The sequence below is a fragment of the Trichlorobacter thiogenes genome (assembly GCF_900167465.1).
GTDB classification, from domain to species: Bacteria; Desulfobacterota; Desulfuromonadia; order Geobacterales; family Pseudopelobacteraceae; genus Trichlorobacter; species Trichlorobacter thiogenes.
This window is the reverse complement of the sequence record NZ_FUWR01000017.1, coordinates 22,886-37,259: the sequence shown is the minus strand read 5'-3', so window position 1 is coordinate 37,259 and position 14,374 is coordinate 22,886. Positions and strand designations below refer to the sequence as shown.

At 52.9% G+C, this 14,374-nt stretch carries 12 protein-coding genes; 2 read left to right on the top strand and 10 right to left on the bottom strand.

The window, feature by feature from the left end; all coding sequences use genetic code 11:
- Position 1: 1 nt before the first annotated feature.
- Positions 2 to 2,590, bottom strand: a complete 2,589-nt coding sequence (locus B5D39_RS13185) for a sensor histidine kinase (RefSeq protein ID WP_161947505.1) — start codon at positions 2,588 to 2,590, stop codon at positions 2 to 4.
- Between the two features lie 173 nt (positions 2,591 to 2,763).
- On the opposite strand from B5D39_RS13185, the gene B5D39_RS13180 reads away from it, so the two are divergent.
- Complete coding sequence (locus B5D39_RS13180; protein WP_078790926.1) at positions 2,764 to 3,837, top strand: hypothetical protein; 1,074 nt, start codon at positions 2,764 to 2,766, stop codon at positions 3,835 to 3,837.
- A 23-nt stretch (positions 3,838 to 3,860) separates the two neighbouring features.
- Positions 3,861 to 4,901 (top strand): GGDEF domain-containing protein, encoded by a 1,041-nt coding sequence (locus B5D39_RS13175; protein ID WP_078790925.1) that lies wholly within the window; start codon positions 3,861 to 3,863, stop codon positions 4,899 to 4,901.
- Here B5D39_RS13175 and B5D39_RS13170 read toward each other — a convergent pair.
- The 9 genes from B5D39_RS13170 to waaF all read right to left on the bottom strand — a co-directional run bounded on the left by B5D39_RS13170 (position 4,882) and on the right by waaF (position 14,362).
- Complete coding sequence (locus B5D39_RS13170) at positions 4,882 to 5,592, bottom strand: tRNA threonylcarbamoyladenosine dehydratase (RefSeq protein ID WP_078790924.1); 711 nt, start codon at positions 5,590 to 5,592, stop codon at positions 4,882 to 4,884. The genes B5D39_RS13175 and B5D39_RS13170 overlap by 20 nt on opposite strands.
- On the bottom strand, positions 5,589 to 6,665 hold the full coding sequence (locus tag B5D39_RS13165) for a glycosyltransferase (RefSeq protein ID WP_078790923.1): 1,077 nt from the start codon (positions 6,663 to 6,665) through the stop codon (positions 5,589 to 5,591). The genes B5D39_RS13170 and B5D39_RS13165 overlap by 4 nt, the downstream gene beginning before the upstream one ends.
- Positions 6,662 to 7,720, bottom strand: coding sequence for a lipopolysaccharide heptosyltransferase I (waaC, locus tag B5D39_RS13160; protein ID WP_078790922.1), 1,059 nt, complete (start codon positions 7,718 to 7,720; stop codon positions 6,662 to 6,664). The genes B5D39_RS13165 and waaC overlap by 4 nt, the downstream gene beginning before the upstream one ends.
- A 16-nt stretch (positions 7,721 to 7,736) precedes the next feature.
- Positions 7,737 to 8,624, bottom strand: coding sequence for a glycosyltransferase family 2 protein (locus B5D39_RS13155; protein WP_078790921.1), 888 nt, complete (start codon positions 8,622 to 8,624; stop codon positions 7,737 to 7,739).
- Positions 8,614 to 9,744, bottom strand: a complete 1,131-nt coding sequence (rfaQ, locus tag B5D39_RS13150; RefSeq protein WP_078790920.1) for a putative lipopolysaccharide heptosyltransferase III — start codon at positions 9,742 to 9,744, stop codon at positions 8,614 to 8,616. The genes B5D39_RS13155 and rfaQ overlap by 11 nt, the downstream gene beginning before the upstream one ends.
- On the bottom strand, positions 9,741 to 10,508 hold the full coding sequence (locus tag B5D39_RS13145) for a glycosyltransferase family 2 protein (RefSeq protein ID WP_078790919.1): 768 nt from the start codon (positions 10,506 to 10,508) through the stop codon (positions 9,741 to 9,743). Before B5D39_RS13145 ends, rfaQ begins: the two co-directional genes overlap by 4 nt.
- Entirely contained in the window at positions 10,505 to 11,476 is a 972-nt protein-coding gene (locus B5D39_RS13140) for a glycosyltransferase family 2 protein (protein ID WP_078790918.1), read from the bottom strand. Before B5D39_RS13140 ends, B5D39_RS13145 begins: the two co-directional genes overlap by 4 nt.
- 100 nt (positions 11,477 to 11,576) lie before the next feature.
- Complete coding sequence (locus tag B5D39_RS13135) at positions 11,577 to 13,316, bottom strand: ABC transporter ATP-binding protein (protein WP_078790917.1); 1,740 nt, start codon at positions 13,314 to 13,316, stop codon at positions 11,577 to 11,579.
- Positions 13,313 to 14,362 (bottom strand): lipopolysaccharide heptosyltransferase II, encoded by a 1,050-nt coding sequence (gene waaF / locus B5D39_RS13130; protein WP_078790916.1) that lies wholly within the window; start codon positions 14,360 to 14,362, stop codon positions 13,313 to 13,315. Before waaF ends, B5D39_RS13135 begins: the two co-directional genes overlap by 4 nt.
- Between the last annotated feature and the right edge of the window lie 12 nt (positions 14,363 to 14,374).

Genomic DNA, 14,374 nt, shown 5'->3' with positions numbered 1-14,374 from the left:
TTCAGCTCCTTTGTGCAGGAAGTGTCACAAAGAAACGGCTTCCTGCCCCTTCCTCAGATTCAAGCCAGATGGTTCCATTCAAGCGATCCAGAATTCTGCGTGAAACAGTCAACCCCAACCCTTCACCAGGAATATCCCGAGGATTGATCCGATGGAAGATTTCCCAGACCTGGTTCTGGTAATCAGGATGAATACCGATACCATTGTCCTCAACACAGTACTGAACTGCATCATCGCACATAACACTTGAGACACGCACCTCAAGCAGACGATCCGTCGAACGGTACTTGATCGCATTGTCCAGCAGATTGGTAAAGACCTGACTGATCTGAACCGCATCTCCCCGGCATGGTAACAGCTGCCCGACGGTTATCCGGGCACCGCTTGATTCAACCTGGTAGGCGAGGGAATTGATTATTTTGCTTATTAACAGATTCATGTCAAGGTTTTCTATGGTTATGGCTGCCCGCCCCAGCCGGGAGAGCCGTAAGAGGCCTGACAACAGGCTATCCATCTTCTCAACGCTGCCGGTAATAAACTCGATCGAGCGGGGCATACTCTCGGTCAACAGCTTCAGCAGTTCATCGCGGCTTTCCTGCGGCAACTCAATCTCTGCAAGCGTCTTGTTCAGGGCAGCGCAGCTTTTAGCCAGTTTACGGCTGAAGCCCTGGATATTCACCAGTGGCGAACGAAGGTCATGGGATGAGACATAGATGATACTCTCCAGCTCCTTGTTCTTGGCCTCCAGCTCCTGCATCAGCCGGTCACGTTCAAGCTCGGCCTGCTTGCGTTCGGTAATATCAATGAAAGCACCAATCAGGCCGGACAGTTCACCTGACAACGTATGGTAGGTTGCTTTATTGACAATAACAGTATGGGTGTTTCTGTCGGCATACAGGATATCTGCTTCATACTGTTGTATCCCGCCTGCAGCAAAGAGCTGATCATCTTTTTCCCGATGAAATGCCGCAACCTTGGGCTGATAGAGTGCATCAGCGCTCTTACCGATCACCTGCTCACGGCTGACTCCCAAGGCCTGGCCAAAGGCCTGGTTAAACCCCTGATAACGCCCCTGGGTATCCTTGAAATAGATCGGATTGGGAATGGCATCCATCAGGGTCTGCAGGAAACGGAGCTGAATCGTCAGTTCATCCATCAGGTGATCGCGCTGGCGTTCTGCAGCGATCCGATCATCAATCTCTTGACGCAAAGATTGATTGGTTGCGCTCAACTCAAGGGTTCGCTCCTCTACACGCCCCTCAAGCTCCGTATTGATCTGGGCGATCTCCCGAAACTGGCCACTCAGCGTATGGCCCATCTGGCGGGCATTTTCCACCAGCGTTGCAATCTCGCTGATGGCACTGGAGGGCCAGACAAGATCTTCAGACACCAGCTTGCCCGGCAGATCAGTGGTCGTCTTTGACAGCTGTTCCAGCGGGGCAGCAATCCTGCGTGCCACCAGCGTAGCCAGCACGGTGCCGACGGCCAGATACATCAACATGGCAACCAGGGCATTCCGATGTCCCCGCAGAATTTTAGCCTGATAGGGAGCAAACGGCATCTCTGCAATGGCGTATACCGGCGTCTTGGGGATTGGGTAGACCCTGATATAGGTACTCTTGCCAGCTCGCTGCCAAAGTGGCACCGGCGGATTATTGGGGGGTATACGGTAAAAGACATGCTCCTGTGCCGTCTGACTGGCCTTACCCAGACTTAGCGGATCATAGTTTGACAGCCTGCCCACTTCAGGATTTGTTGAGGCCAGTACCTCTCCCTTATTGGCCATCAGATGTAACTGGATTTGCTGGTTGGCCTGGATCCCCTGTAAAACCTTCGTGACCGCCCCTAAATCAAGCTTTTGACGGTCCAGCCCGTCGAATTTCTCCGGATAAGTGCCATCAAAGATCTTCTGCCTGATCTCGTAGCCGACCTGCCGCGACTTGATCTCCAAAGTATCCAGCAGCTTCTGCTTAACGGTCGCCTCCCGCTCCCTTCCAGTTAGCACCAGCACCAGCAGAGCAGGCAGGACAATGGTCAGCATCAGCACCTGAAACAAAAACTGGACAATGGTCACCGCCCCCTGCTGTCTCCCTGGCCAGACCAGACGCTCCAGAGAGAACTGATTAATCAGCAACGTAGCAATCAGGGCATTGGTAACCCCTATAACCATATACATCAGCGCTGCTGTTGTTGTCCCCAGCAGCGGCACCTTCATGACCATCTGAAAGAGTATGAAAATCACCGGCATCCCAACAATCAACCAGTACACCGTGTCTGCCAGGATCAGTGTATCTTTGGGACGACGTTTCTGCCAGTACGCAACAAAAAGCGGTTCCAGCCCCAGCCAGACAACCGGATAGAAGTGGCCAAACAGCTGCTTGCACCAGAGGGCGGCGATCACCGCGGCAACGCCCGCCCAGACAGGCCCGAAAAGCCTTAAAATCAGCATCACAGCGATACTGCCCAACAGATAGTTAAACCCGGTAAAGAGCTGCGGCGCCAGAATAGTGCCCAGCAGTGCAGCCCCCATTAGCAGCAGCAGGGCCAGCAGCTGCCGAGGGCCCCACTTATTGCCCGCAAAATCAGTCATATCAGCTATCCTTAGCGTCATTCGGTGAGGGTACTAGTTCATGTAAATCTATGTACCACAAAAAAGGATAACCTCAACAAAGCAATACAAAAAGAGTGAATTAGTCCATTAACGCTTGAAGCGCACCACTCTTTCATCTATGATTCCACTGTTATTCAAGGAGGATGCAGCAGATGAACATTGAACAGGTGAAGGTTGTCCTGAAGGAACTGCTCACCAAAACCGACCTGACCCCCTGCGTGGTGGGGCATCGTGGCGTGGGCAAGACAGCCGGCATTATACAGGTTTGCCGTGAAATCGGTTGGCGTTATGCACCACTGCGTCTGGGACAGATGGAAGTGGGTGATCTGGTTGGTATCCCGTTTCGTGAAGGCAACGTCATGCACTGGTCACGCCCTTCCTGGTGGCCGGAAGATGACGCCCCGCCAACGCTAGTCCACTGTGATGAACTGAACCGGGCACAGCAGGAGGATACCCTGCAGGCGATTTTCCAGTTTGTAGAACCGCCAGCCGAGGGGTTACAACGTGCCCTGCACACCCACAGCCTTTCCCCCCGCCACAAGGTAGTGGTCACCATCAACCCGCCGGATGGCACCTATCAGGTTGCCACCCTTGACCGGGCCCTGATCGACCGGATGGTGATGCTGTATGTGGAAAGCGACTACCAATGCTGGGCCCGCTATGCAGCATCACGAGAGCTGAACAGTGAGGTACGCGGCTTCCTGTCCGGCAACAGCAGCCTGCTGGCCAAACAGGGCGCGCCAATGGATATGCAGGTGGAGCCGACGGAGCGGGGCTGGGAGATGGTCAGTACCCTGCGTCAGCACTGCCATTTCCCCGGCGACCTGGCCATGGAGGTCTATGCCGGCATCATCGGCAAAGAGGCCGCCATCACCTTCATGCGCTGGCTGACCAATCGTGAAGGACGCCCTCTGACCGCTGCTGAAATCCTGAATGGCTGGAATGAAACAGTCTCAACCAAGGCTGCCGATCAACGTGATGACCTGCAGGCCGCCACCATCAATGATCTGCTTACCACGCTCCAACTGGCACCGCAACTTGAGCCTGAGCAGGAGACCAATCTGGTGGCCTACATTGACCTGCTGCCGCGGGACCTGCGCTTCGGCTTTGTTAAATCGCTGCTCAGGATTCCGACCGTGGCGCTGGCCATCAGCCAGGACAAATACGACCATGTCATCTACGAGGCGATTCGCGCCATCGGCGCTGAGGCAACAGGAACGAACTGATTGTTTGATCGGGAGAACATGCTATGAGCTGGTTTATTTTTAGTGGCGGACTGCTTGTCGGACTGATGCTGCACCCCTTTGCGCGGATGCTGAAGTCTGATGGCATCAACTACGTGCTTGATCTGATCGGGCAGATTGTGACTGCCCCGTTCAGTGCCCTTGTTGACTATTTCCAGAAAAGGTCAGATCTCAGCAAGGCCCGGCACGGGGTAGAACTGCCCGACAGTGGCAAGGTTGACCCCCGTGAACAGCAGATCAGCGACTCGGCCCAAACCATCCGCAGTATCCTGCTTTCATTGGCAACCGCAATCCATCGTACGGACCGCGCTGCCAGCGATTCCTCCCATGCCCTGCGCGAAGTCCGTGCCGGGATTGAACAGGCCGACCTGCCGGATGAGCTGGCCGCAGCCCATGCCCTGCTGATTGCTGAGATTGACCGGGTTATTGCCAGCAACAGCGAACTGAAAGGCGAGCTGGCAAGCTCCCAGGCTATTCTGGCAACCCAACGGGAACAGATTGAGGCATTAAAGACTGCTGTGCGGATTGATGGCCTGACCCAACTGGCCAACCGGGCCTATTTTGATGAGAAACTGCTGGAGATGATCGCCCTGCATCAGCGCTACAAAGAACCGTTTACACTGATGATGATTGACGTTGATTACTTTAAGACCATCAACGACAGCCATGGCCATCAGGCTGGTGACCGGATCCTGAAAGGGGTCTCTTTCAAGATCAAGGCAACCCTGCGGGAGAGTGACTTCCTGGCCCGCTTCGGCGGCGACGAGTTTGCCCTGGTACTGATCAAGGCCAGCTTGCAGCCAGCAACCAAACTTGCTGAAAAGATCTGCACCAACATCCGCGAAAGCCGCTTTATCCTTGATGGAAACGAATTTAAGGTAACCCTTTCAATCGGTGTCGCTGAAGTACATGCCGATGACACACCAGAAACCCTGCTCAAACGTGCTGATGAGGCGCTTTATCTGGTAAAAGAACGGGGACGTGATGGCGTGGAAGCAAAGGAGTACGAAGAAATAAAAGAGACACTCAGCCAAGCAGACGCTTGATTGCCGCACTGGCCATAAACAGCCCAAACGTAGCGGGCAGATAGGAGATCGTACCCAATGGGCGACGGTCTCCTTCTGTTTCCGGCTCCCCCAACCGTTCAAGACTGCACGGTTCATCGGAATAGATCACGGTCACACCGTTGGAGACACCACCACGACGCAGTTCTTTGCGCAGCTTGCGGGCCAGCCGACAACCCTGGCTGTCGGCAATATCACTAATCTTGATCCGGCTTGGATCAAGCTTGCCAGCCGCCCCCATGCTGGAGATCACCGGAATTTGGCGTTCAACACAGTTCTGCAGCAATGCCAGCTTGGCGCCAAAGGTATCAATCGCATCCAGCACCAGATCATAGCCAGACGCCAGCAGAACCGGAACATTGTCAGGGGTAATCAGCTCCTGTAGCGGGATTACCTGCAGACTAGGGTTGATCTGCAGCAGCCGCTCTGCCATCACCTTCACCTTGGGCTGTCCAACCGTGGTTGTCAGGGCATGTAGCTGCCGATTGATATTGCTGGGGTGAATGGTATCACTATCAACCAGCGTCAAACGGCCCACCCCGGCCCGTGTCAACGCCTCCACCGCGTAACTCCCTACCCCACCGATACCGGCCACCAGCACCCGGCTGGCAGCAAGTCGAGCCAGCCCGTCATCACCAAGTAGCAGGGCGGTGCGGGAAAAGCTCCCGTTCATTGTGCGACCAGTTCCCGGTAGATCGCCTCAAACTGATCCACCATTGCTTCCTGCGTAAACATCTGCAGGGCACGTTGACGTCCAGACTGTCCCATTTGGCTGCGCAGTACAGCGTCAGCCAGCAACAGCGCAAGACTCTCAGCCAGAGCTGTCGCATCTCCAGGCGCTACTAACAGACCGGTAACACCGTCCTTCACCGCCTCATCAATCCCAGGCGCATTGCTACCGATGGTCGGTTTTTCCAGCAACGCCGCCTCCACCAACACCAGACCCAGCCCTTCTTTAGCTATGGAGGGCAGCACAACAATATCCGCAGCCTGCATAACAGACATCACATCCCGCCTGAACCCCAGCAGGCGCACATGATCCGCAATACCCAGCTCAACCGCCTGCTGCTGTAACTGCTCCGCCATCTCACCTTCACCAGCCAACAAACAGACCAAATCAGGAAAACGGTCCCGCAGCAAAGCCACGGCCTGCAACAGAAAGGTCTGTCCTTTTTTGGGTGAAAGATGGGCCACACAGGCCACCACCGGCTGGTCCGGTGCAACACCGAGCATCTGGCGAGCTTCAGCAGAAGACGGTACGCCATCCAGCCGGTTAGCCGGAATGCCGTTGTAGACCACCCTGACTTTTAAGGGATCAGCCCCCTGCGCCACCACATACTGTTTCACTCCGCCTGAGCAGGTGGCGGCCAGCGTACTGAATCGATAGTAAAACCAGGTATTCAAGGCATGGACATGGCCTAAGGTCGGAATACCAGACAGACGCCCGGCCAGACCGCCCCACAGGCTTGCAGAAGAAAGATGGGTATGGATAACATCAGCACCAAACTGACGGGCAATCCGGGCGAGATTGAACGGCGCAACCAGATTCAACTTGCCGGATATATTCGGCGTCTGCACTGCAAGCCCCAGCTTGCGAGCCTCATCCGGCAGACCACCGTCCGGCTTGCAGAGTAATAGCACACGATGGCCCCGCTGCTGCAGATCAGCACAAAGCGAAAGACAAACCCGCTCAGCACCGGAAAAGCGGCGTTGGGTAATGACCTGCAGGATGGAGAGCGGCTTCATGGTGTACCCTTCCTCCCCTGCGCAAGCAGACGCTCTGCAGCTTCAAATAAGGCAGTTGGTGTAATGCTTCTACGGCAGTCTTCGTCCTGATCACACTGCTTTCGCATACAGATTGTACAGGGAAGTGGGGACTGTATGATGGCATGCTGGGTGCCATAGGGACCGTTACGCAGACCATCTGTGCAGCGGTAAAAGGAAACTGTAGAGGTTCCTACGGCAGCGGCCAGATGAACCGGCCCGGTATCACCGCCAATCACCAGATCACAGCGTTTTAAGACAGCAGCAAACTGTTTCAGGGACAGCTGTGGCAGCAGACAGGCACGACCACCGACCCCAACGGCTAGCTGTTCAGCCCGTTCCTTTTCCTCATCATTGCCCCAGGAAAACAGCAGTGTTGCAGACGGATACTTCTGGAGTAACTGCTGGCCCAGCTCCAGCCACCCATCCTCAAACCAGAGCTTGGTCTGCCAGGTTGTTCCGGTGTGCAATAGAATCAACGGGCTACCGGCTGTTGACAGCACTCTTTCCACAAACCCGTCATCGGCTGCAGAGGTTGCAATATCACTGTGAGTCACCAGTCCGTCGGGCAGAAGCGAGAACGGCGCACTGACAACCCGTAGATAGCGCTGCACGGCATTGCGGTCAGTGGGCAAAAACGAAACCTGCTCTGTGGTAAACAGGGTGTTCAGTTTTTCCTGCAGATGTTCACGATCAAAACCGATCTTGCGTCGGGAGCGGGTCAGCCAGCAGACCATCCCGCTCTTACTGTTACCCTGCAGATCAAAGACCAGATCATACCGTTGTTGCCGCAGCTCTCGAATAAAGGCCAGTACCTCCTGCCTGGTTTGAGCGGAAAGGGGAGCCTTTTTCCAGCGTCTAAAAGCAACCGGCAGTAGACGTTCAACCAGTGGATTGCCGGAGACCAGATCGCTAAATGCCTCATCTACGGCCCAGTCAATGACAGCTCCGGGTGCCGCCTGCCGAAGATACTCCAGCACCGGCAGGGCATGGATGACATCCCCCAGGGATGACGTTTTAATGATCAGGATTCGCATAAGACTCGCTAGAAGGTCACTTGGTCAACTGTATCAGACGGGCATAAAAATCATACTTACTCTGAATTTTACCGCTTTTCACGACACTGTTCAGCACCAGGTATTTGTAGTACTTAAACCGCAAACGAAACCGGTCAAGCAATGCCAGCAGAACCGTATGAGGTGCGCCATAGCACTTCTCAAGGTAGATCCGGCGACTTTCCTGAAACAGCCTGCCACCTTCGGCAGAGGTGGATTGTCCCCCGAGATGTATAATAGACACCTGAGGCAGGACAAAGCAGGGGATCCCCCGTTGCCAGTAACGGTGGGCCAGTTCACTATCCTCGTAATAAAAGAAGAAATCCTCATCAAACAGGCTGTCCGCAAACAGATCCCGACGAATCATGAAAAACGCCCCCAGCACTCCAGGGACCGCAAGCGGTGCTGTAGCTTTCTCCAGGCGCAATTTCCAGCTTTTGCTTCTGATCTTGCTGATGGTCTGAGAATACAGCGCCAAAATACTTGGCAGGAACAAAAAACCCTGCACCCGATGGTCACTCCCCATAATCACCGGAGATGCCACCCCTGCCTCAGGCCTGGCTTCAAAGAACGACCACAGTGCAAACAGCGCTTCCTGATTCAAAACCAGGTCAGTATTCATGATGCAGGCGTAACGACTGGCTACAGCCTGCAAGCCGCGATTCATACCACGACCATAACCCAGGTTTTCGTTGGTTTGGATGTAGAGCAGTCCATCCCACCGCTCCTGCGCCAACATCGCCTGGGAACCATCAGTAGAATTATTATCAACCACCACCAAACCATAAGAAAATGGCAGTTCTACTGCTTTAAAAAACCTGATCAGCTCCTCAACCAGGGCGCAGGTGTTATAGTTAACGGTTATGAAGGCAACATCAACCTGCATAGCCGGTATCCTTGCAATCAGCCTTTAGAGCCAGTACCTGCGCTGCCTCTCGACAAACAGCATCGGCTGTCAATTCCATCATACAGGGATTTTCCGTTTCACCATAGCAGTGGGGCCTGATACAGGGATAGTGCTCACAGCCTGCCTGGAGAGTAACCATCCAACCACTGCGAATCGCGCCCCTATAGCCAAACGCAACCGGTTCATGCTGGGAGTGTTCATTATCCCAGGGATGCCAGCGCCAAAGTTCAGTAGGACCATACAGCGCCACCATCGGGACACCGGTAGAGGCCGCAATATGGGTGATAGCTGTATCCAGGCCGATATACAGGGCAGCCCCCTTCAGCAGACAGGCCATCTGGTTAAGGGAAAGCGTGCCGGGTATCAGTAACGGTTTGATGCTGCACCCCGTTGCCGCTGTCTGCAAAAGTGCAATCTCCTCTGGGTCCGGTGATGATGTCCAGACCGGTTGCAGGCCGTGAACGCGGGCCAAACGATCACTCACCTCACAAAAACGACTGATTTCCCAATACTTGTAGCGCCAACGGGCAAAGGGATGAATTACCAGATAGGAACCGGACAGGTTTCCATCAGCCAGCTTTGACATTACTTTAGCCTGATCAGACTCATCCCAGAACAGTTTAACGTCAAGACGTTCATACTGAAGCCCTAATGCTTTCGCGGTTTGACCACATCGCAACACCACATGCAGGTCTTCATCAAAAGGGATTGGATGACTGAACAACAACCTGCGAACAGCACTTGATACTGCCTTCGTTGCATCATAATAACCAACCCGATAGTGCCTGCTGGCCGCTAGGATGGCAACAGCCCCTCTGTCCCCAGTATTCATTGACAGTGCTAAATCGTACTTTCTAAAAATATGAGCCAGGTAGCTACTAGCCGGGCCTGCAGAAGAACTTTTCCATTTTTCAGAATAAATAACTTTTCGGACTCGCGGGTCTTTTTCCAGAAATTCACCTGTACCGCGGTTTACCAACAGATCTATAGAAGCGCTCGGATAGATGGAATGTAACAAGCTGATCAGAGGAGTTGTCAGTATAACATCACCGATAAGTCGGATATTGACGATCAAAATAGACGCAGGAAGGCATATCATATTGTTGGCACAAATGTTTTACGGGAAAGCTCCCGCAGCTTTGCGTATTTTAGAAAAGTCAAAAAAGCTGTGCTAGCCGCTACTACCAGCCCTTCAAAACCATCAAGAATACCGCGCTTCAACAGGTAACTTTTAAGAAAAGCTGCTACCGGCTTAATCAACAGGGCTCCAAACCTATTGTTTTTGCCTGCAGCATGCATCTGCTGCGCCCAAAGATCACTGTACTGACCGATCTTAGGCAACATATCTCCAATATTTGCATAGGAGTAGTGCAATAAGTCGTTTTGCAAACTCCCTTTTGCTCCCCGCACAACAACACTTTCATGCACAAGGCTATCTGAAAATGCGGCTTTATTCCGGTCAAAAAGCCTCACGGTGCGATCTGGATACCAGCCGCAATACTTAATCTCCTTAGCCCCAATAAAGGTGCGGCGCGGCACATCATAACCTGCGTTAACTTCAGGCTGTCCAAGCAATGCGATAATCTCGTCAGCAAGCTGAGGTGTTACCAGCTCATCACAGTCAACCACAAACACCCAATCATGGGAGGCAAGTTCAACAGCAGCCTGCTTCTGTGGGCCAAACCCCCGCCAGGGAATTTCTACAACCCGCTTCGTATACCTGAGTGCTATCTCCCTGGTGGTATCTGTGCTACCAGAATCAACCACAATAATTTCATCAGCCCACTGCAACCGTTCCAGACAGTTTGCCAACCGACGTTCCTCGTTATAAGCAATTAGCACAGCAGAAACCGAGCGTCTCATCTGCTTTCCCCACCGATATCAGTCCCACATATTCCCCAAGAGGGAGGGCACCCATACAAGTGCCAACGAAAAAGGGTTACATTTAATACGAAACGGCTGCGTGCATCAGCGCTGAACAGAACAACCACAGCCTGTGCAACCAAAGATAGTAGCAGACGAACCAACAGCCCGCCCTGCAACAACCTGAAAGCCGCCAAAGAGCTATGCTTTCTAAAAAACAGATAACGAGATTTCCAGTATTCTATCCTTGCCGGAATATGAATCCTATTAGCGGAAGCCCCCTGCAGATGCACTATGCGTGCCTGGGGATGAAACCAGACTTGCCATCCAGCCTTTTTCATGGAAAGACACCAATCCGTCTCCTCAAAAAAGAAGAAATATCTTTCATCAAGCGCCCCAACTTCCTTTATGGCTTTTCTCGACACCACCATACAGGCGCCGATAACAGATTCAACCTCAATCGGCACTTCAATCTGACGTTCCTTGCCGGGATAGCTCTTCGGAAACAGACGCCTAAGCACCGATTTGTTCAATAATTCGGTTGCTAAGGTCGGAGTATTTGCAATGGAATTTTGCAACGTACCATCGTGGTTCAGCAATTGACCTCCGCAGACGCCAATATCCTGATGCTTATCCATAAATGTAACAATAGTCTCCAGAGACATGGGCATCATGAGGGTATCTGAATTTAACAACACAACATACCGTCCGGATGCTTGGCTGATTGCCTGATTATTGGCACGGGCAAACCCCAGGTTAGTCCTGTTACTGATGCACCTTACTTGAGGAAAACGGCTTCCAACCATATCGAGGCTACCGTCACTACTGGCATTGTCAACTACCCACACCTCAAAACTGATGCCGGAAATAACAGTAAAAAGCGATTCAAGGCAAGCGGCGAGTAGTTCACGGGTATTATAATTAACAATAACAATTGTTACGTCATATGCCGAAGAGATGGATGTCACGTTTCTACGACCTCATTAGAAGTCCCCGACATAATCCACTCCATAATGGCCCGCCACACTTTCTCAATCCATTGCATATAAATTACCCGTAGACAGCAGGTCATACCGCACCTGGCTCCTGGTCACTGAACTGCAGACCATGCAGCCTGCTGTACAAACCACTCCCATCAATCAAGTCCGCATGGGAGCCAGCTTCCACAATCCGCCCTTTTTCAAGCACCACAATGGTATCCGCGTGCATCACCGTAGACAGCCGGTGAGCAATCACAAAGGTAGTACGATTCAGCATCAGGTTATCAAGCGCCTGCTGCACCATTTTTTCACTTTCTGTATCCAGGGCGCTGGTGGCCTCATCCAGGATCAAAATCGGAGCATTTTTAAGCAGGGCACGGGCGATACAGATCCGCTGACGCTGACCTCCGGAGAGACGTATCCCACGGTCACCAATATTGGTGGCATATCCTTCCGGCAGCTCCAGAATAAAGTCATGGGCAAAGGCCGCCTGTGCAGCTGCTTCCACCTCAGCATCATCAGCGTCTGGCTTGCCGTAACGAATGTTATTGGCAATGGTATCATTAAACAGAGTGGTCTCCTGATCAACCAACGCAAACTGCCGATTTAACGCATCCATCCGCAGGTGACGAAGGTCATGGCCATCCAGTAGAATACTGCCCTGATTGACGTCGTACAGACGCATCAGCAGTGCAGCCAGGGTAGACTTCCCCCCACCTGAAGGTCCCACCAGAGCGACCATCTGTCCCGGCTCAGCCTTCAGAGAGATCTGGTCAATAATGGTCTCATCCCCATAGCCAAAGCTAATAGCACGCATCTCAACCCTGCCGGTAACACGACCTATCTCCAAGGCATCTGGCTGCTCTGTAACCGTGCGCTGGGCATCCATCTGCTGAAAGACCCGTTCTGCCGCACCGGCAGAACGTTGAATGGTATTGTAGGAACCCTGCAGTTTCTTGACCGGGTTAAACAGCATGATCATGGCCGCGATAAATGAAAATAGCTCAGAGGCGGTCATCCTGCCGGACATGACCTGACTGCCACCCAGCCAGACCACCGCTGCAATCCCCAGCGAGATAATCATCTCAGATACCGGCATGGCCAGCGATTCATACTTGATGAACTTCTTGTACTGCCCAAGAAAGGCGAGGTTCTCAGATCGGAAACGATCAATGACCGTCCCCTCCAGACCAAAAGCCTTGATCACCTTGATACCGGAAAAGGTTTCCTGCAGGATAGTGCCGATCCCCCCCATCACATCAAGGCTGCGCCGGGCAGAGTTTTTGATTTTTTTACCGATCAACTGGGCAGGATAGATGGTTATTGGCAGCACCACAAAACAGAGGATAGCCAGCTGCCAGTTACGATAAAAGATCACGCTCAGCAGGGAAATGAAAGAAATCATATCCCGGAACAGACCACAGACCACATTGGCCATACCATCCTGCATCATACCGATGTCGTTGGTCATTCTTGACATCAGTTCGCCTGTGGCCTGCTTGTTGTAAAAGGCCATGTCCTTGCGGATAGTATTGCTGTACAGGTCGTTGCGGATATCCTGGATCGCCTTCTGTCCGGCCAGCTTAATGGTGGTATCGTAGGTAAAACGACAGATCCCCCGCAGGACAAAGAGCGCTATGATGCCGACCGGCACCAGCAAAAAGATGCCGGTATCTTTGCCGGCAAAGATCTTTTTCAGTACCGGTTCCACCAGATAGGCAAAGGCGCCATCCATGGCTCCCACCACCATTGAGCAGAGGGCAGAGATCACCAACAGCCCCCAGTAGGGCTTGAGGTAGGCTAGGGTGCGTATCAGGACAGGATTCATGGTTCTCCAGTAATGTTTGCTTTAAAAAGCAACTGTGCTGCCTGTACCACATCGTCGATTGAAACAGCTGTCATACAACGATGGTCAGTTGGGCAAACCCGCAGCTTGCAGGGGGCGCAATCAACAGTTTGACGCACAATAATCGCCTTGTCAGAACAGGGGGCTGTACCAACATGGTCCGTAGGCCCGAAAATAGCCACCAAGGGGACTCCAAAGGCAGCTGCAATATGCATCGGACCGGAATCATTGGTCACAAAAAAGTTGCAGCGTTTGATCAATGCCATCAGTTGACGCACCGTGGTTTTGCCTGCCAGATTCAGGCAGTTGCCCCGCAATGCCTGTTCAATCTCATTGACAATCCCCACTTCGTCCGGCCCACCAAACAGGATAATCCGGGCATTCCATTCATCTGCCAGACGTCTGGCAACCTCACCAAACCGCTCTGGATACCAACGTTTGGCTGATCCAAAACTGGCACCGGCATTAATGCCAAGCAACATCGCTTCAGCAGGTATACCATGTAGTGCAAGCAGTGCTGCAGCCTGATCATCTTCTTGCAGTGTCGTAGCAAGCAACGGCCCAGATTGAGGCGAAGAGATGCCAAATGACCGCAGCAGATCGCAGTAGTACTGCACCTCATGTCGATCCTGCGGTGGGTTCTGCTCGTAAAAGCGTTTGGTTAAAAATAGACTACGTCCATCCGACGCCTTACCCCACCGTTGCGGAATCCTTGCCAGCCAGGGGATCAGAGCGGAATCAAATGAATTGGGCAGAATAAGCGCCAGATCAAACTGTTCATGCTTCAGTTGGCGTGCCAGACGCAGACGGCCGGCAAGGCCGTTGTGTTCGTCTTTACGATCAAAGACCAGCACCCGATCAATAGCAGGATGCCCCTGCAGCAGCTGGCCGACCATTGGATTGGCAAGCAGGGTGATCCTGGCCTTGGGATAGGTCTCCCGCACTGCCATCAGGGCAGGCGTTGCCATGACCGCATCACCAATCCAGTTAACCGACCGCACCAGTATGTTGTGGTATTTCTGTTGCATTATGCCTAACCT

Bases quoted from the DNA above. Each gene is read 5' to 3' on its own strand.
- B5D39_RS13185 (WP_161947505.1), bottom strand. From the start codon at position 2,590: ATGACTGATTTTGCGGGCAATAAGTGGGGCCCTCGGCAGCTGCTGGCC.
- B5D39_RS13180 (WP_078790926.1), top strand. From the start codon at position 2,764: ATGAACATTGAACAGGTGAAGGTTGTCCTGAAGGAACTGCTCACCAAA.
- B5D39_RS13175 (WP_078790925.1), top strand. From the start codon at position 3,861: ATGAGCTGGTTTATTTTTAGTGGCGGACTGCTTGTCGGACTGATGCTG.
- B5D39_RS13170 (WP_078790924.1), bottom strand. From the start codon at position 5,592: ATGAACGGGAGCTTTTCCCGCACCGCCCTGCTACTTGGTGATGACGGG.
- B5D39_RS13165 (WP_078790923.1), bottom strand. From the start codon at position 6,665: ATGAAGCCGCTCTCCATCCTGCAGGTCATTACCCAACGCCGCTTTTCC.
- waaC (WP_078790922.1), bottom strand. From the start codon at position 7,720: ATGCGAATCCTGATCATTAAAACGTCATCCCTGGGGGATGTCATCCAT.
- B5D39_RS13155 (WP_078790921.1), bottom strand. From the start codon at position 8,624: ATGCAGGTTGATGTTGCCTTCATAACCGTTAACTATAACACCTGCGCC.
- rfaQ (WP_078790920.1), bottom strand. From the start codon at position 9,744: ATGATATGCCTTCCTGCGTCTATTTTGATCGTCAATATCCGACTTATC.
- B5D39_RS13145 (WP_078790919.1), bottom strand. From the start codon at position 10,508: ATGAGACGCTCGGTTTCTGCTGTGCTAATTGCTTATAACGAGGAACGT.
- B5D39_RS13135 (WP_078790917.1), bottom strand. From the start codon at position 13,316: ATGAATCCTGTCCTGATACGCACCCTAGCCTACCTCAAGCCCTACTGG.
- waaF (WP_078790916.1), bottom strand. From the start codon at position 14,362: ATGCAACAGAAATACCACAACATACTGGTGCGGTCGGTTAACTGGATT.